This window comes from Noviherbaspirillum agri, assembly GCF_054780595.1.
Window position 1 is genome coordinate 436320 of sequence record NZ_BAAGWA010000001.1, and the last position, 16738, is coordinate 453057.

The 16738-nt window shown below is 62.3% G+C and carries 11 protein-coding genes; 7 read left to right on the forward strand and 4 right to left on the reverse strand.

The window, feature by feature from the left end:
* Nucleotides 1-15 precede the first annotated feature (15 nt).
* The 3 genes from ACYVIA_RS01890 to ACYVIA_RS01900 all read right to left on the reverse strand — a co-directional run bounded on the left by ACYVIA_RS01890 (nt 16) and on the right by ACYVIA_RS01900 (nt 6603).
* On the reverse strand, nt 16-3210 hold the full coding sequence (locus ACYVIA_RS01890) for an EAL domain-containing protein (RefSeq protein WP_460837339.1): 3195 nt from the start codon (nt 3208-3210) through the stop codon (nt 16-18).
* A 147-nt stretch (nt 3211-3357) separates the two neighbouring features.
* Nucleotides 3358-3849, reverse strand: coding sequence for a chemotaxis protein CheW (locus ACYVIA_RS01895; RefSeq protein WP_460837341.1), 492 nt, complete (start codon nt 3847-3849; stop codon nt 3358-3360).
* A 39-nt stretch (nt 3850-3888) separates the two neighbouring features.
* Nucleotides 3889-6603 (reverse strand): EAL domain-containing protein, encoded by a 2715-nt coding sequence (locus ACYVIA_RS01900; RefSeq protein ID WP_460837344.1) that lies wholly within the window; start codon nt 6601-6603, stop codon nt 3889-3891.
* Between the two features lie 273 nt (nt 6604-6876).
* Between ACYVIA_RS01900 and ACYVIA_RS01905 the strand changes: the two genes are divergently transcribed.
* The 4 genes from ACYVIA_RS01905 to hemE all read left to right on the forward strand — a co-directional run bounded on the left by ACYVIA_RS01905 (nt 6877) and on the right by hemE (nt 11867).
* Entirely contained in the window at nt 6877-7233 is a 357-nt protein-coding gene (locus ACYVIA_RS01905; protein ID WP_460837347.1) for a hypothetical protein, read from the forward strand.
* A 252-nt stretch (nt 7234-7485) separates the two neighbouring features.
* Complete coding sequence (locus ACYVIA_RS01910; RefSeq protein ID WP_460837349.1) at nt 7486-9147, forward strand: ATP-binding protein; 1662 nt, start codon at nt 7486-7488, stop codon at nt 9145-9147.
* Between the two features lie 10 nt (nt 9148-9157).
* A complete protein-coding gene (locus tag ACYVIA_RS01915) occupies nt 9158-10570 on the forward strand; it encodes a sigma-54-dependent transcriptional regulator (RefSeq protein ID WP_460837351.1) in 1413 nt (470 codons plus the stop codon).
* 202 nt (nt 10571-10772) lie between these two features.
* Nucleotides 10773-11867, forward strand: a complete 1095-nt coding sequence (gene hemE / locus ACYVIA_RS01920) for a uroporphyrinogen decarboxylase (protein WP_460837353.1) — start codon at nt 10773-10775, stop codon at nt 11865-11867.
* Between the two features lie 148 nt (nt 11868-12015).
* Here hemE and ACYVIA_RS01925 read toward each other — a convergent pair whose 3' ends face one another.
* Nucleotides 12016-12474 carry an RT0821/Lpp0805 family surface protein gene (locus ACYVIA_RS01925; RefSeq protein ID WP_460837354.1) on the reverse strand — a complete coding sequence of 153 codons (459 nt, stop codon included), beginning with the start codon at nt 12472-12474 and terminating at the stop codon, nt 12016-12018.
* Between the two features lie 388 nt (nt 12475-12862).
* On the opposite strand from ACYVIA_RS01925, the gene ccoG reads away from it, so the two are divergent.
* The 3 genes from ccoG to feoB all read left to right on the forward strand — a co-directional run bounded on the left by ccoG (nt 12863) and on the right by feoB (nt 16737).
* Nucleotides 12863-14275, forward strand: a complete 1413-nt coding sequence (ccoG, locus tag ACYVIA_RS01930) for a cytochrome c oxidase accessory protein CcoG (RefSeq protein WP_460837356.1) — start codon at nt 12863-12865, stop codon at nt 14273-14275.
* A gap of 257 nt (nt 14276-14532) precedes the next feature.
* Nucleotides 14533-14841 (forward strand): FeoA family protein, encoded by a 309-nt coding sequence (locus ACYVIA_RS01935; protein WP_460837357.1) that lies wholly within the window; start codon nt 14533-14535, stop codon nt 14839-14841.
* A gap of 18 nt (nt 14842-14859) precedes the next feature.
* Nucleotides 14860-16737, forward strand: a complete 1878-nt coding sequence (gene feoB, locus ACYVIA_RS01940; protein ID WP_460837359.1) for a ferrous iron transport protein B — start codon at nt 14860-14862, stop codon at nt 16735-16737.
* Nucleotide 16738: the final 1 nt, after the last annotated feature.

A 16738-nucleotide genomic window follows, 5' to 3' on the forward strand; every position in this document is an offset into this window, starting at 1 on the left:
TCCATTGTAATTCCGTCACGCTTCAAGCCGGCTGTCCTTCGTCAACAGCGCCAGGACTTCGTCGCCGGAAACAGGCCGGCTGAACAGGTAGCCCTGCATGATGTCGCAACGGTGCTCGCGCAGGAACGCGAGCTGTTCACGGGTTTCGACGCCTTCGGCCACGACCTTGAGCTTCAGGCTGTGTGCCAGTGCGATCACGGCGGTCACAATCGCGCGATCGTCGGCATCGGTATGGATGTCGCGCACGAACGACTGGTCGATCTTCAGCACCTGGATGGGCAGGCGCTTCAGGTAGGACAGGGACGAGTAGCCCGTGCCGAAGTCGTCGATCGAGACCTGCACGCCCATGGCATGCAGTTTTTCCAGGGTCGCCGCGGTATGCGACGTATCCTCCATCAGGATTCCTTCGGTTATTTCGACTTCCAACAGCTCCGGCGCGAGGCCGACTTCTTTCATGATCTCGGTGATGGTGATATCCAGATCGCCATGATGGAACTGCCGGGCGGAGAGATTGACGGCGACCCGCATCGGCGTTCCGGCCTCTTCCCACGCTTTTGCCTGCCTGCAGGCGGTGCGCAGGATCCACTCGCCGATCTGCACGATCATGCCGGTCTCTTCCGCCAGCGGGATGAACTGCGCCGGCGACACGATGCCCAGTTCCGGATGCCGCCAGCGGATCAGGGCCTCGGTGCCGCAGATGCGGCCCGATGCGACGTTGACCTGCGGCTGGTAGACGAGCGAGAACTCGCCGCGCTCGATGGCCCATCGCATGGCAGTGTCCAGGCGCAGCCTGTACAACATGGCGGCGTTCATGTCGCGCGTAAAGAACTGGAAATTGTCCCGTCCCAGATCCTTGGCACGGTACAGCGCGATGTCGGCATTCTTGATCAGCGCTTCGGCATCGGCGGCATCGTCCGGATAGAGCGTCAGCCCCATGCTGGCGGTGATGTAGATCTCATGCCCATAGAGCAGGAACGGCTCCTTCAGAATGCCAATCAGCTTCTCCGCCATGCGTGCGAGGTCTTCCGGCTGGGCGATGTCCAGTGCAATCATCGCGAATTCGTCGCCGCCGATGCGTGCCAGGGTATCGCCCTCGCGCGTGCAGGACTGCAGGCGAGTTGCCACGGCCTTGAGCAAGGCCTCGCCGATATCGTGGCCGAGGGTATCGTTGACAGTCTTGAAGCGGTCGAGGTCGAGCAGTATCAGCGCGAAGGAATTGTCGCGCCGATGGCGCATCGCCGCCGCCTGGTGCAGGCGGTCGTTGAACAGGCGCCGGTTGGGCAGGTCCGTCAGCGGGTCGTGGAATGCGAGATGCAGGATGGTCTGCTCTGCCTGCTTGCGCTCGGTGATGTCCTCGGCAACCGACACGAAATGGGTGATGTTGCCCGCTTCGTCTTTCAATGGCGAGATGACTTTCTGGCACCAGTAGTTTTCACCGGTCTTTTTCCTGTTGTGCAGTTCGCCGGACCATTCCTTGCCGGACAACAGCGTGCTCCACATGTCCCGGTAGGTTTCCGGGGCTGTATTGCCGGATTTTAGGATGCGCGGCGTCTTGCCGAGGGCTTCCTCCGATGTGTAGCCGGTAATCTTCGTAAACCACGGATTCACATACTCGATGCGGCCATCACGGTCCGTAATGAGCACCGAATTTGCACTCTGCTCGACGGCGCGCGACAGCTTGCGCAACTGGCTCTCGGTGTGCTTTCTCGCCTGCTCGCGGGCAATGTTCTCAAGCGCGAAGGACACGTCATCGGCCAGTTCCTCCAGCAGCCGCAACTGTTCGGCATCGAAAAAGTCGGCCTCTCTCTCATAGAGGCTGAGCAGGCCGGCCACTTTTCCTTCCACCCGCAATTGCAGGAAGACGTGCGAGGCAAATCCCGCGGCCCTGGCATGCGGGCAAACCGCAGGCCGCTGCTCGTCACTGCCAGCAGTACACGGGCAGAGCGTCAGGATCGACCCGGCACGCATCTCCCGCAGGTGCGAGAAACATGTTTGCATGTTGCCCTGGCAATCCGGCATGGAGGCATCCTGTCCGCATTTCGCAGCCCATTCCCAGGCACCTGTGTCCGGCGCAAACAGTGCGATCCGCACGAAAGGGAAGTTGCCAAGTTCGACCGCAATGCGGCAGATTTCATCGAGCAGTTTCTTCGGCTCCGCAATTCGCATGATCGCGGCGTTGGCGTGCCCGAGCAGGCTGTGCAGATGGTTCATGCGGTCGAGCGCCTGCTGCATGCGCTTGCGTTCGACGATCTCCTCGTTGAGGTTGCGGTTGGCCTCGGCCAGCTCCTGGGTGCGCTGCGCCACCTCGCGCCGCAGCAGGATGGGGCGCTTGAAGGCGGAGTAGGTCAGCGTCGAAACGAACGAGGCGAAAGCCAGGATGCCGGCAAAGGCCCACCAGGTAAGGGCAGGGTTGAACCAGCCGTCGATGGCGCCGATGCTCAGGTACCATTTTCCATTCGGCACTTCGATCGTCCTTGTCACCGGGGCGTCGAGCGGTTCCTGCCCGGAACGTGCAAAGACGGTCCGTTTTCCGGTCTCCGGCGGAACATGCGCCAGCTCATAGGCATAGCCAGCGTCGGCAAGGCGGTCAAGGCCGCTCTTTTTCAGCAAGTCGGGAACGCTGATCACCACCGTCGTGAAGCCCCAGAACCGGTTCTCGTGCCCGGCATCGGGCAGGAAGACCGGCAGCCGCCCGACGACCGCGTAGCCGCGTTGCATCAGTTCAAACGGGCCGGCAAGGGTCAGCTTTCCGGTCTCGATGGCACGTAACGATTCCTTTGCACGCGCCGTGTCCTGCAGCAGGTTATGGCCGAGCGCCCTGGAATTGCCGACGAATGGTGCGACGTGCGTGACGACCCCATCCTTGGCCAGCTGCAGGCTGCGGATGCCGTCGTAGGTTTGCAGCATCTCTGCGCCCAGGGTGTCGAAGTCCCGAATATCGCCGCCGCCATGGCGGACCAGCGAGGCAAGCGCATAGGTGGCGGACAGCCAGCGGCCGAGGTTGCCCTCCAGCGCGGACACCTGGTGGGCGGCGACCAGCTCCGCATCCTTTTGCTGGCGCAAGGCGTGGACATTGCCGTACAGCGCCATGAAAGCGCCGGCGATGATCAGCGAGACGACGAATGACAGGCCGGTAACCAGGCGCAGCCGGCGGACGAGCCGGGCTTCGTCCTGCGTGCCGCTCATCAGGGCAGTGACCATTCCGTTCATGCGTTGCTGCTCCGGCGGAGAAGTTGTGTCGTAGTTGCCTGGGCCGCCAGCAGGATGGAATCGATGGCGAGCCGCAATCGGGATCGATGCATGACGATTCCTCGTGTCTGAATGAAAGTGTGCCGGTGCCGATCGGCGGCCGCCGCGTCAGGCGGCAAAGCGGCCGGCAGAGGCGGTCAGGTCGTCCCTGATCAGCTTGCGCGTATTGAGCAGGGAAACCACGCGCCGGTCCAGTGTGGCTATGCCGTCAAGCAAGCCTGTCTCTGCGTCGCAGGCACGCAGCCGGGTGCGGACCTGTTCCTGCCCGAGCGACTGCACGTCGAGGACGCAGTCGACGGCAATGCCGCTCATGCGGTCGCCGTTCTGCACCACGACCACGTCATTGAGCTTGCTTTCATCGTTATCCTCGAGGGCAAGCACTTCGCGCAGGTTCAATACTGGCAGCCGGTGGCTGCGCAGGGTCACCATGCCGGCGACGGTGCGCGGCGCGCCGGCAACCGGCGTCACGGCGCAATAGGTGGTCAGCTCCCGGACGTTTTCCAGCGCAATTCCGTACTCGCGCTCCCCGACCCGGAACGTCAGGTAGTCGCGTCTTTCAGCGGATGCCGTGATGGAGGCCTCGTCTGCTTGCGGAGTCATCTGCATCTGCGATCCCTTTCCTTTCTGTTTGCTCGTGTTTCATGCAATGGCGAGTTGCGGTTTGCCTTCTGCGATCAGCTTCGTTGCCGCATCCGCTGCGATCGGTCGTCCCAGCAGGTAACCCTGGCAGGCGATGTTCTTGTGCTTCTTGAAGTAGTCGAGCTGTGCATTTTCTTCCACGCCCTCGGCGACGACGCGCAGGCCCAGCTTGTTTGCCATGGCGATGATCGCGCCGACGATGGCAGCGTCATCCTGGTCGGTATCGATGTGCCGCACGAAGGCCCGGTTGATCTTCAGTGCATGGACGGGCAGCTTGCGCAGGAAGGCGAATGAGGAGTGGCCGGTGCCGAAGCTGTCGATCGAGAACTGAATGCCCAGCTCCGCGAGGTGGTGCATGATGGCGATGCTGCTGTCGAGGTTCTGCATCACGACACTCTCCGTGATTTCCAGCTCGAGGCAGAAATGGGGCAGGCCGCTTTGGCGCAATGCATCCGCAATCTGTCGCGCGAGGTCGGCCGAGTTGAACTGGCGGGCGGACAGGTTGACCGCCATCAGGCGGTGGCCGGGGAAATCGCGCCGCCATGCCTGTGCCTGCGCGCAGGCGGTGCGCAGCACCCATTCGCCGATCGGCACGATGAGGCCGGTTTCTTCCGCAATCGGCAGGAAGGCTTCCGGGCCAAGCAGGCCGCGCTCCGGATGATGCCAGCGCAGCAGTGCCTCGAAGCCGAGCAGCCTGCCGCTGCCGCAGTCGAACTGCGGCTGGTAGTGCAGCACCATTTCATTGCGTTCGAGCGCCTTGTGCAGCGCGGTCTCCGTCGCAAGCCGCTGCGTGGCCTGGCTGCCGAGCCCTTCATCGTAGAGCTGATACCAGGCGCCGCCGGCACCCTTGGCGCGATACATGGCCATGTCCGCATTCTTGAGCAGGGCCTCGATCGTGGTGCCGTCTTCCGGATAGACGCTGATGCCGATGCTGGCCGAAACAAATACCTCTTCACCGTTCAGGTGGAAGGGCGGGCGGAAGACTTCGAGGATCTTTTGTGCGACGCCGGCGGCATGCTGCGGATTGGCGATTTCGGACAGGACGATCGTGAACTCGTCGCCACTCATGCGGGCTACCGTATCGGACTCGCGAACGCTGCCACGCAGGCGGTGCGAGACCTGCTGCAAGAGCTTGTCGCCGGCGTCATGGCCCATGCTGTCGTTGATCAGCTTGAAGCGGTCGAGGTCAAGGAACATCACCGCGAAATGCCGGCCGGGGTTGCGCCTGGCCGCTCCAAGCACTTGCTGCAGGCGGTCCGTAAACAGCGCCCGGTTGGGAAGGTCGGTCAGCTGATCGTAGTACACCTGGTGCAGGATGCGCTCCTCGGCCGACTTGCGCTCGGAAATGTCGTTGAACACGCCGACGTAATTGGTCACGACACCATGCTCGTCCTTGACGCTGCTGATATTGAGCCACTGCGGGTAGATCTCGCCGTTCTTGCGCATGTTCCAGATCTCGCCCTGCCACTTGCCCGTGGTGGTGATCGATTGCCACATCGCTTCATAGAAGTCCCGCGTTTGCCGCCCGGAGCTGAGCAGGCGCGGATTGCGGCCGACGACTTCCTCCACCCGGTATCCCGTGATGGCGGTGAAGGCGTGGTTGACGGACAGGATGTTGGCGCTGGCGTCGGTGATCGCCATGCCTTCCAAGGAGTTCTCGAAAGCCTGGTTGGCCAGGCGCATGGAGGTTTCCGCCTTCTTCCTGCGGGTGATATCGCAGATGGTGATCTGGACCACGCTGTGCTTGTCCAGGTGGGCGACGTCCATCGCGACTTCAGCGGGAAACTCCTTGCCGTCCAGCGTGCGGAACTGCCATTCAAATCGCTGGTGGCCGCGCTGCAGGCTGGCATTGATGTGCTCGGCAAACGTCGTCGCAGAGGGCTGTCCGTCCGGCTGGCACTCCGGCTGCAGCCGGCCGGGCGCAAGGCTCATGAGCGTTTGCAGGGACGGCACGCCAAACATCCTGAGCGCGGCGCGGTTGGCGTCAGTGATGCTGCCGCGGTTGAGCATGATCACGCCGTCATTGCTGCTTTCGAACAGCGTGCGGAACAACGTGTGCCCCTCGTCGAGCTGGGCCTCCTTGCGGCGGCGCTCGGCGGACTCGCGGTAGGTCAGCCAGGCGGTCAGGCAGAAGAATACGGATGCCAGCAGGGTCATTGTCAGCAGCGCGTTGCGCGTGCCGCGGTTGGCGTCTGCCGCCTGGAGATAGGCATTCCTGGCTTCCTGCGCGAGGTGCGGAACGGACTGGTGCAATGCGACCATCAGGTCGTTGAACAAGGGAAGGGTGCTGCCGGTATGGAATCGGTACACATCTTCCGGGCGGGTTTCCAGCAGGTTCAACGCCTGCTGGTGGCTCTCCGCAAGGCGCGTACTGAGGCGGGTGATCTCCTCCCAGTTCGCGCGCTGCATGGCGTCACCCTGGAGCGAGGCAATCAATCGCTGCAACTGATCGTCTGCGCTGATCAGGGCGTCCTTGTCGGCCTGGGACAATTGCTGCCTGCGCAATGCGTCGAGAAAAAGCGCCTGCGAATGCAATGCCTGTGTTTCGACATCAAGAGCACGGCCGACCAGTTCGCTGCCACGCTGGTAAATCTGGTCAAGGTTGCGGGCGCTCTGGTACAGGCCCCACAGGCCGATGCTGCTGACAAAAAAGCCCGATGCCGCGCCGACCAGGAACATGATCAGCAGCAGGTTGGACATGAGCTTCTTGTGCATCGGGTGCTTCCTTTTTGGTTCAGAACTTCCTGCTGGCGTATTGCACTGGTTGAGCCTGCAGCTTCGGACCCGGGTCGGGCGGAAAGACAGTTGATGCACGGCTGATGCCGCCGACGGCACGGGTGCCCCTGGACATTGCTTCGCCGGTCTTCCCTGGAGCGGTCGTGACGAGGCAGGGATCGCGCAGTCTTCGCAGCGAAGGTTTGGTACACCGCTCAAGCAATGCGCGGAAACGCGCATGGCATGGCTTGGGTTTGCTGTAGTGCAATTAATATGCCAATCAGACAGGCGGCGGAAAAGGAGTGCCCTCCGGAGCGCGGGCTTGCTCATGCGGATGCGCAGGCAAATCATGGCGGTTTGTTCAACGGACGTGGACCGGGCATGGCGCACGGCTTATTGCATGACGCGTATTCCCAAAACCGGGAATCGGAAAGTTTGGCGGCTCCCATTCGCGGGAAAAGCCGACGGTGGATTTGTTTCAAATCAACTTTTGTCCGAGATGTCTTGCCCGAGCCCGCCGCGAAGCTGTTTTTCTTGCATGGAACTAATTTTGCTTTAGCAAAGCGCTACACCCGTCTGCGAACCTGTCCGGAGACCGTGGCGAGAGAGTCAAAACCGGTGCTGAAATGACGCTGACCTTGTGCCGGGAAGACGGCTCGTACGGGTTGCGCACCGCGTCGCAGCCCGCCAAATGGCGCGCGTAGCGGAGTTACAAGGAGGTGTTGCGCTCCCGCCGGGATTGAAGCTGCCAGGATGAAAGTGCTTCAGGTTTCGTCTGGCGCACCTGATGTCGCTCTTCCGGCTATCCGGGGGCCGGCTCACGGGAAGTGGAATGCAAGGCGTGGGGTTTGCACTCAGTGGAGGCTGTCATGGCAGAGCGACATGTTCCGTGCGAGATTCGCTGAACGCGACCAGCACGCGACGATCCAATCGAATATTGTGATGAAAATGGAAAACCTTGAAGGCCCGGCGTTGCCGCCGCCCGTTGCGGTCGACCCCGGGCCTTCGTCCGGGCAAGCGCATGTGGCCGCAGCAAAGGTGGCCGGCGAAGATGCAGCCAGGCCGAATGGCAGCTATGTCTTCTCGGTCCGGACCAAGGGCTGGCTGGTACTGGCGGCGCTGTTCGTCTATGGCGTCATGATTGCACTGTTCGTGGCGTATCAGAAGAACCTGCTGCTGCGGGATTTCGAGCAGATCCAGGAATCGCTGGAAATCGACAGCCTGCTCAAGCAGGCCGACACTGCGGCATTCCACGCGATGATGGGGGTCTTCGCCAACGTCGACGCCGTCAACCCCGCCGGCATGCAGCGCATCCAGATGCACTATCAGATCCTGAAGGCCAAGCATGCGGAACTGCACGCGAAGATGCCGGAATTCGACCTCAACCTGGATGATGTCGAGGCAGCACTGCATGACGCCAGCCTGACGCCGTCGCGGGAGACCATGAACCGGCTGATCACCGCGCTGGTCAAGACAAAGAATGAATTCACCAGCCTTGCGGATCAGTCGCAGGAGGCGCGCACGCAGATGTCCCAGCGTTATGAGGAAAAGGCGAACTCGGTGGCGCGAACCACCCTGATGCTCGGCGTGATCGGCCTTGCGCTGCTCGGCATGATCATGATGATCTTTTTCAAGAGGCTGGTGAAGGACTTGAATCTGCTGCAGGCACGCGCGCTGGCCATCGTCAACGGCTATCGCGGCGCGCCGCTCAGGATCAGGCGCCATGACGAGGTCGGCGACGTGATGCGGACGGTCAATAACATGACGCAGATCCTCGACAAGCGGGAGAAGGAACTGATCGTCGAACGCCAGAAGTATTTTCACCAGGAAAAAATGGCGGCCATCGGCGCGCTCGCAGCCGGCGTCGCGCATGAAATCGGCAATCCGATTGCGGCGATTTCGGGGATTGCGCAGGAAATGAAGGATCGCCGGGAGGCGGGCATGGAGGCCGGCACCGAAGGCGAAGCCGGGGCGCAGGACCAGCCGTGCCGGGAAGACCTGATCCAGGAACAGACGGAGCGCCTGGCAGCGATCATTCGCGAGATTTCCGATTTCGCATCGCCGCAGATGGCCGAACCGCAGTTTCTTGATTTGAATGCGCAACTGCGCAGCACGGCAAGCCTGATTCGCTACGACAAGCGGGCGCACAGCGTCGATCTCAGGCTGGAACTCGATCCCACGTTGCCGGCAATCTACGGCGTGGCTGACCAGTACACGCAGGTCGTCATGAACCTGCTGATCAATGCCATGGATGCGCTGGAAACAGTGAAGGACAGGCAGCCGGAGATTATCATTTCAACCCGGAACGATGGCGGCCGCGTCTGCATGGTTGTCGAGGATAACGGCCCCGGGATGGAGCCGGCGGTGCGCGAACGCGCCTTTGATGCGTTCTTTACCACCAAGCCGGCAGGCAAAGGAACCGGGCTCGGTTTATCCTTGTGCTATTCCATCATGGATAACCAAGGGGGCAGCATCGACATCGATTCCGCACCCGGCGCGGGAACGCGTGTACGAGTTTATTTTCCAATCAATGAAACAACCTAACGACATACAGATGAAATCGCTTGAAGTCCTTGTGGTCGACGACGAACCTGCCATCCGGCAGATCCTGTCGGCCCACCTGTCCAGGTCGGGATGCAGCGTCAGCCAGGCTTGCAACGGGACGGAGGCGCTGGAGCGCCTGTCAAAGGGCGACATCGACGTTGCAATCAGCGATATCAAAATGCCGGATTTCACCGGTATCGAACTGGTGCGCCGCGCGCGCGCCGCGGGCATCGACACGAGCTTCATCATGATGACCGCGTTTGCATCGGTCGACACGGCGATCGAGGCGATCAAGGCCGGCGCGTCGGACTACATGATCAAGCCGGTGCGCAATGAAGAAGTGCTGCATCGCCTGATGAAGGTGCGCGACATGCGCAAGCTCAGTTCCGAAAACCGGGTGCTGCGCAACCTCGTGCTCGGTTCGCGCGAGGAAATGTTTACCTTCTCGTCGCCGGTGATGAAGGATCTCGACCGCATGATCGCCAAGGTGGCGCCGACCGAAAGCACCGTGCTGGTGACCGGCGAGAGCGGCACCGGCAAGGGCGTGATCGCACGCCAGATCCACCAGAGCAGCACGCGCGCCGATGGCCCGTTCATTCCGGTGAACTGCGGCGCGATTCCCGAGAACCTGATGGAGAGCGAGCTGTTCGGCCACATCAAGGGTTCTTTTACCGGTGCCGACAAGGCGCGCAAGGGCCTGTTCCTGGAGGCGGACAAGGGCACCATCTTCCTCGACGAGATCGGCGAACTGCCGCTGGCGCTGCAGGTCAAGCTGCTGCACGTGATCGAGGAAAAGACCGTGCGCCCGGTGGGCGGCGAGCAGGCCAAGCGCGCCGATGTGCGCATCGTCGCCGCGACGAACCGCGACCTGGCGCAGATGGTCGCCGACGGGAAGTTCCGCGAAGACCTGTATTTCCGGCTTTCAGTGTTCCATGTCCACGCGCCGCCGGTGCGTGAGCGCCGCCAGGACATTCCTGGCCTCGTGCGCTTCCTGCTGCAGAAAGGCGCGAAGCGTCTCGGCAATGTCGGCGGTCTTTCCATCGACCCCGATGTCGAGGAGATCCTGGTTGCCTATGACTGGCCGGGCAATGTGCGGGAGATGGAAAACGTGGTGGACCGCGCATTGATCCTGGCGGACGAAGGACGCATTACGCGTGCCGACCTCCCGCCGCAGATCGCGCGCATTGCGCCTGCCGGCAAGAATGGCGCTGCGCCGGCGGAATCCGGCGACAGCCTGCGCGAGCAGGTGCGCCGCTTCGAAAGTGCCGTGATCTGCAAGGCGATCCAGGACGCCGGCGGCGACCGCCGTGCCGCAGCACAAAAGCTGGGAATCGGCCTGTCGAGCCTGTATCGCAAGCTCGAAGAATACGAAGCGCTCGGCTTGGTGCAGGACAACGGTGAGACGCGCCAGACATCGCGCTGACTGTCGCAGGACGCGAGAAATATCCGTTGATTGCTTCCATGGCTGCAGTTGCTTCTATTGCTTTCGTTGCCGGCGGGGCAGTTAACGCTGCACTGCCTACGCCGCGCCACCGGTCATGCAGCATGCGCTGCAGGCCGGAATGTCCGGCACACCACATGCCCTAATCAAAAAGATCCCAAGAAGACCCCAAGAAGACCCTTTCATGTCCACACAATTTGCTCCCCTGAAGAACGACACCTTCCTGCGCGCCTTGCTGCGCCAGCCGACTGAATACACGCCGCTGTGGCTGATGCGCCAGGCCGGCCGCTATTTGCCGGAATACTGCGCCACCCGCAAGCGCGCCGGCTCCTTCATGGGACTGGCCAAGAGCCCCGATTTCGCCACCGAAGTCACGCTGCAGCCGCTGGACCGCTATGCGCTGGACGCGGCGATCCTGTTCTCCGACATCCTCACCGTGCCGGATGCCATGGGACTGGGCCTGTCGTTTGTGGAAGGCGAGGGGCCGAAATTTGCCCATCCGCTGCGCGATGAAAAGGCCGTCAACGCCTTGCAGTTGCCGCCGTCTGGTTCGCTGCAGTATGTGTTCGATGCGGTGACGCAGATCCGCACCGAGCTCAACGGCCGTGTGCCGCTGATCGGCTTTTCCGGCAGTCCGTGGACGCTCGCCTGCTACATGGTCGAAGGCGGCAGCTCCAAGGATTTCCGCCATGTGAAGACGATGCTCTATGCACGGCCGGATTTGATGCACCACATCCTCAAGACCAATGCACAGGCGGTCGCGCAATACCTGAATGCGCAGATCGACGCCGGCGCGCAGGCGGTGATGATCTTCGACACCTGGGGCGGGGTGCTGGCCGACGGCATCTACCAGCAGTTCTCGCTGGCGTACATGCGCGACGTGGTCAGCCAGTTAAAGCGCGAGCACAACGGCGTGAAGATCCCGGCGATCGTGTTTACCAAGGGCGGCGGCCTGTGGCTGGAGCAGATTGCCGACATCGGCGCCGATGCAGTGGGACTGGACTGGACGGTGAACCTGGGCGACGCGCGCAAGCGTGTCGGGCACAAGGTCGCATTGCAGGGCAACCTCGATCCGAACGTGCTGTTTGCCGGACCGGAGCAGATCCGTGCGGAAGCGACGAAGCTGCTGGAATCGTTCGGCAAGCCATCTGCACACGCCGACGGCAGCGGCCATGTGTTCAATCTCGGGCACGGCATTTCGCAATTCACGCCGCCGGAATCGGTAACGGTATTGGTCGACACCGTGCATGAAGTGAGCCGGAAGATGCGCGCAGCCTGAGGCAGTGCGCCGCTCTCGGCTTTTCAGTGCGCGTGCGGCGCGGCGGGCAACGGCAAGCGCCGCATCAGGCCGTGAAATGAATGTGTTAATGGAATGCGAGCCCGGCAATGCCTGCGGCAGCCTCGCATTCCCATACTCCCAGCACGTGCTAGTTCGTTGTGCGCCAGCTGCCGTCCGGCTGGCGGCATGCGGTGCCGTAGATCTTTTCCTTTCTTCCCCCGATCATGCCGTCGACCGTGTACTCACGGCATGGCCCGCCTGAGGTTTCGACCGTCCTTGTCGGCGTGACGGTGTACTGGTTGCCCGTGTCCGGATTGCGCCATGTTGACGGCACGCCGGTCCGCACTGTTTCCAGCGAATGGGCGACCTTCAGGCGGTCGGTTTCGTCCATGGAGCGTCCTACGGCGCCGCCGACCGAGGCGCCGACAATCGTACCGAGCACGGTTGCCGCAGTCCGGCCACGCCCGCCGCCGACCTGGGAGCCGAGCGTGCCGCCGAGCACGCCACCGATGACCATGGCTGTCTGCTCCTGACTGGTAGGGCCGGCGCAGCCGGACAGGGCCAGGGCGCCGGAAAGAAGGGTTATTCCAATCGTCGTTGTTCGCATCGCGCAATCCTTTCGTTTCGTCTTCTGGTTAAGAGGAAAACCGCCGGAGAAGGGCGGCAGCGCACGCGCACATGCATGGCGCGCGGAAAGGATTGGCGGGCTGACTGCATACTGATGGTTTGGCTGCCCTGCCAGTTCCAGTGTTCGCAATGCATAAGGGCTCGTTGTGCGCCCGCTTTGATAATAGGACCGCGACCGATCGCCACTGAATGAGCAGCGTCAAGAAATTGACAAACAGACCACACCTCGGGATTGCGCGCTCGTGGCTATGCGCTGCGGACGGATTTCAATGCAGAAAATTGACATTAGTCAATTCCGGGCGCCGGCAGGGAATGCCATCAGTTAACATGCGGCCTTCGACGGATGAAAGCAGTTAATGCAGCAGGCAATGCCAGGAAAAGGCCCGGGGACGATAGCACCGGTATCTGCACTACCAGCGTACGGCGCAAAGATCTATGCGCGCGAAGCCCGCGGCCCTTACACGAACTGGCGCTGGGCGACGGTGTGGCTGACGCAACTGGTGTACTTCGGCCTGCCATGGCTGAGCTGGAACGGCAGGCCCGCCGTACTGTTCGACCTTGCGGTGCGCAAGTTCCATGTGTTCGGACTGGTGCTGTGGCCGCAGGACTTCATCTACCTTGCCGGCCTGCTGATGCTGTGCGCCGGCCTGCTGTTCTTGTCGAGCGCGCTGGCCGGGCGCGTGTGGTGCGGCTTTGCTTGTCCGCACACGGTCTATACCGGCATCTTCATGTGGATCGAGCATCGCATCGAGGGCAATCGCAGCGCCCGTATCCGGCTCGACAAGCAGGCATGGTCCTTGGCGAAGGCGGCGAAGAAAGCGGGAAAGCATGTCGCATGGATCATCGTCTCCCTCTGGATCGGTATCACGCTGGTGGCCTACTTCACGCCGGTCCGCACGCTGCTGCGGGAGATCGCCACGCTGTCGCTCGGCCCCTGGCAACTGTTCTGGATCCTGTGCTACGGCGGGCTGGCGTACCTGAATGCCGGGTGGATGCGCGAGCAGTTCTGCAAGCACATCTGCGCTTATGCGCGCTTCCAGAGCGTGATGTTCGACCGCGATACGCTGCTGATCAGCTACGACCCTGCGCGCGGCGAACCGCGGGGCGTGCGCCGCACGTGGCGGCGTGGGGCAGGGCCGGTGCTCGGAGACTGCATCGACTGTTCCGTCTGCGTGCAGGTGTGCCCGACCGGCATCGACATCCGCAACGGCCTGCAGTACGAGTGCATCGATTGCGCGGCATGCGTCGATGCCTGCGACGCGGTGATGTACAAGATCGGCAAGCCGCGCGGACTGGTTCGCTACACGTCGGAAAACGCCATGAAACTGGGGCTGTCGCGGCAGCAGATGCGCCGGCGGCTGTGGCGCCCGCGTGTTCTCGCCTATGCCGGCCTGCTTGGCGCAGGTGCCGCCCTTTACCTTGGCTCGCTCGCAATGCGCGTCCCGCTCAAGCTTGATGTCATCGCCGACCGCGGCGTCATGGCGCGCCTCACCGAGGAGGGGCGGGTGGAAAACGTCTACCGCCTGCAGGTCATGAATACCGATGAAAAGCCCCATGTGTACCGAATTTCCGTCTCCGGCGAGCGCGGTATGGCGCTGGCGTCGGACGCGTCAGTGGAAGTCGGTGCAGCCTCGACGCGGTCGGTTCCGGTGCGGGTCGAGGATGGGGCGGGCAAGAGTGAGCCGGGAGCGCATCCGATCCGGTTTGAACTCGTTGCGCTGGATGAGCCTGCGATACGGTCGGATGCCCCGGCGATGTTCATCCTCCCGCCGCGGGATTGACGCCGCGACAGGAAATTTGCTGCGAAATACGGAAGGGCTAATTGTTTTAAGAAGATAAAACGATATTGAGAATTATTATCATTAAGGTGTATACTTGTCTTGAGCCATTGCAACAAATCGGCCGCCTCAAAACGCGCTCGAAATATGTGCCAGAAATATGTGCCAGAAATATGCGCGAAACGCGTTCGAAGCAATGCATGCAGAGGCGAAAGCCGGTCGCAACTGGCAGCCAACGGATTCCTTTTGGAGAATTAGCGATGTCCCCTACCTCCCGCAAGCACGCTAAGCATCACCAGCATCCACAGTCGGACAAACTTTCCCTCAGCCACCTGCGCAAAGGCGACCATGCCAACGTGATCGGCCTGGCGCACGGCGAAGCCGAAGAACATGTCGCCACTCGTCGCCGCTTGCTGGAACTGGGTTTTGTGGAAGGCGAGAGGATCCGCATCGTTGCCGAATCTTTTCCGCGACGCGACCCGATTGCTGTGCGCATCGGCAACACAACCTTTGCGCTGCGGCGCCACGAAGCTGCGCTCATCCGCGTCGAGCACGTCGAGCGCGCATAACACATTTATTTGAAAACCATGAGTACAGCCAGGCCGCTGCACCTTGCCCTGGTGGGCAATCCCAATTGCGGGAAGACCGCACTGTTCAACCGCCTCACCGGCGCCCGCCAGAAAGTGGCCAACTATGCCGGCGTGACGGTGGAGCGCAAGGAAGGGCAGTTCACCTCCGCAGCCGGCCGCTCCTACCAGGTGGTGGACCTGCCGGGCGCCTACAGCCTGAACGCGATGACGCCGGACGAGGCCGTCACGCGCGACGTGTTGTTCGGCAAGCAGCAGGACGAGGCGCTTCCGGACGTGATCGTTCTGGTTGTCGACGCCAGCAACCTGCGCCTGAACCTGCGCCTGGTGCTCGAGGTCCTGCGCCTGAAGCGCCCGACGGTGCTGGCGCTGAACATGATGGATGTCGCGAAGAAGCGCGGCATCACGGTGGATACGGCAAGGCTGCAGGCCGAACTGGGCATTCCGGTGGTCGAGACGATTGCCGTCAAACCCGGCGGCAGCGAAGCGCTCGTTGCGCACCTCGACCAGCTCCAGGCATTGCCGCAGCGCGCCAGTGCCGGCAGCACCGAGTCCTTCAATGACGGCAACCAGGACACGCTGGAAGACACGCAGCGCGAAGTGCGACGCATCCTGAACGCGGTGGTGACCGACGAAGGCAATGCGCATGTCGCCGGGGATCGCATCGACGCCGTCGTGCTGCACCCGGTGCTGGGCTATCCGATCCTTGCCGCCGTGCTGTTCCTGATCTTCCAGGCGGTGTTCAGCTGGTCGGAAGCGCCGATGGAGCTGATCGAGAGTGGCGTCACCGCCATCGGCGAGGCGATCAACGCCGCCATGCCCGAAGGCGTGCTGCGCAGCCTGCTGGTGGACGGCATTGTCTCTGGCGCCGGCAGCGTGCTGGTCTTCCTGCCGCAGATCCTGATCCTGTTCTTCTTCATCCTGGTGCTGGAGGATTCCGGCTACCTGCCGCGCGCAGCCTTCCTGCTGGACCGCCTGATGGGCAGCGTCGGCCTGTCGGGCCGCGCCTTTATTCCGCTGCTGTCGAGCTTTGCCTGCGCGGTGCCCGGCATCATGGCCACGCGCACGATCCAGAATCCGCGCGACCGGCTTGCGACCATCATGATTGCGCCGCTGATGACCTGTTCCGCGCGCCTGCCGGTATACGCACTGGTGATCGGCGCCTTCATCCCGGACCGCGAGGTCGGTCTCTTCAACCTGCAGGGCCTGGTGCTGTTCGGCCTCTATGTTGCCGGCATCGTGTCGGCGATGGCGGTGGCCTACGTGATGAAGCTGACGACGGCCAAGGGCCGCTACCAGCCGTTGATGCTGGAGCTGCCGAATTACCACTGGCCGAACATGCGCAACCTGTTCATCGGGCTGTGGGAACGCGCCAAGACTTTCGTCACCCGCGTCGGCACGATCATCCTGACGATGATGATCGTGATCTGGTTCCTGTCCAGCTTCCCGTCCGCGCCGGAAGGGGCGACCGGTGCGGCGATCCAGTACAGCCTTGCCGGCCAGCTGGGACATTGGCTCCAGCCCTTGTTTGCGCCGATCGGCTTCAATTGGCAGATCGTGATCGCGCTGATTCCCGGCCTCGCTGCGCGCGAGGTTGCCGTCGGTGCGCTGGGCACGGTCTATGCGCTGTCGACGACCGGCGACGATCTCGCCACCGCACTGACGCCCATGATTGCCGCTACCTGGAGCCTGCCGACGGCCTTGTCGCTGCTCGCCTGGTATGTATTCGCGCCGCAGTGCATTTCGACGCTGTCGATCGTGCGCCGGGAAACGAACTCATGGACGCCGGTACTGGTGATGACAGGCTACATGTTCGCGCTGGCGTACCTGGCGTCGTTCGTCACCTATCAAGTCAGCCGCGCGCTGCTGGGAGGTTGAA

Bases quoted from the DNA above. Each gene is read 5' to 3' on its own strand.
- ACYVIA_RS01890 (WP_460837339.1), bottom strand. From the start codon at position 3,210: ATGAACGGAATGGTCACTGCCCTGATGAGCGGCACGCAGGACGAAGCC.
- hemE (WP_460837353.1), top strand. From the start codon at position 10,773: ATGTCCACACAATTTGCTCCCCTGAAGAACGACACCTTCCTGCGCGCC.
- ccoG (WP_460837356.1), top strand. From the start codon at position 12,863: ATGCCAGGAAAAGGCCCGGGGACGATAGCACCGGTATCTGCACTACCA.
- ACYVIA_RS01900 (WP_460837344.1), bottom strand. From the start codon at position 6,603: ATGCACAAGAAGCTCATGTCCAACCTGCTGCTGATCATGTTCCTGGTC.
- ACYVIA_RS01915 (WP_460837351.1), top strand. From the start codon at position 9,158: ATGAAATCGCTTGAAGTCCTTGTGGTCGACGACGAACCTGCCATCCGG.
- ACYVIA_RS01905 (WP_460837347.1), top strand. From the start codon at position 6,877: ATGCCAATCAGACAGGCGGCGGAAAAGGAGTGCCCTCCGGAGCGCGGG.
- ACYVIA_RS01910 (WP_460837349.1), top strand. From the start codon at position 7,486: ATGTTCCGTGCGAGATTCGCTGAACGCGACCAGCACGCGACGATCCAA.
- feoB (WP_460837359.1), top strand. From the start codon at position 14,860: ATGAGTACAGCCAGGCCGCTGCACCTTGCCCTGGTGGGCAATCCCAAT.
- ACYVIA_RS01935 (WP_460837357.1), top strand. From the start codon at position 14,533: ATGTCCCCTACCTCCCGCAAGCACGCTAAGCATCACCAGCATCCACAG.
- ACYVIA_RS01895 (WP_460837341.1), bottom strand. From the start codon at position 3,849: ATGACTCCGCAAGCAGACGAGGCCTCCATCACGGCATCCGCTGAAAGA.
- ACYVIA_RS01925 (WP_460837354.1), bottom strand. From the start codon at position 12,474: ATGCGAACAACGACGATTGGAATAACCCTTCTTTCCGGCGCCCTGGCC.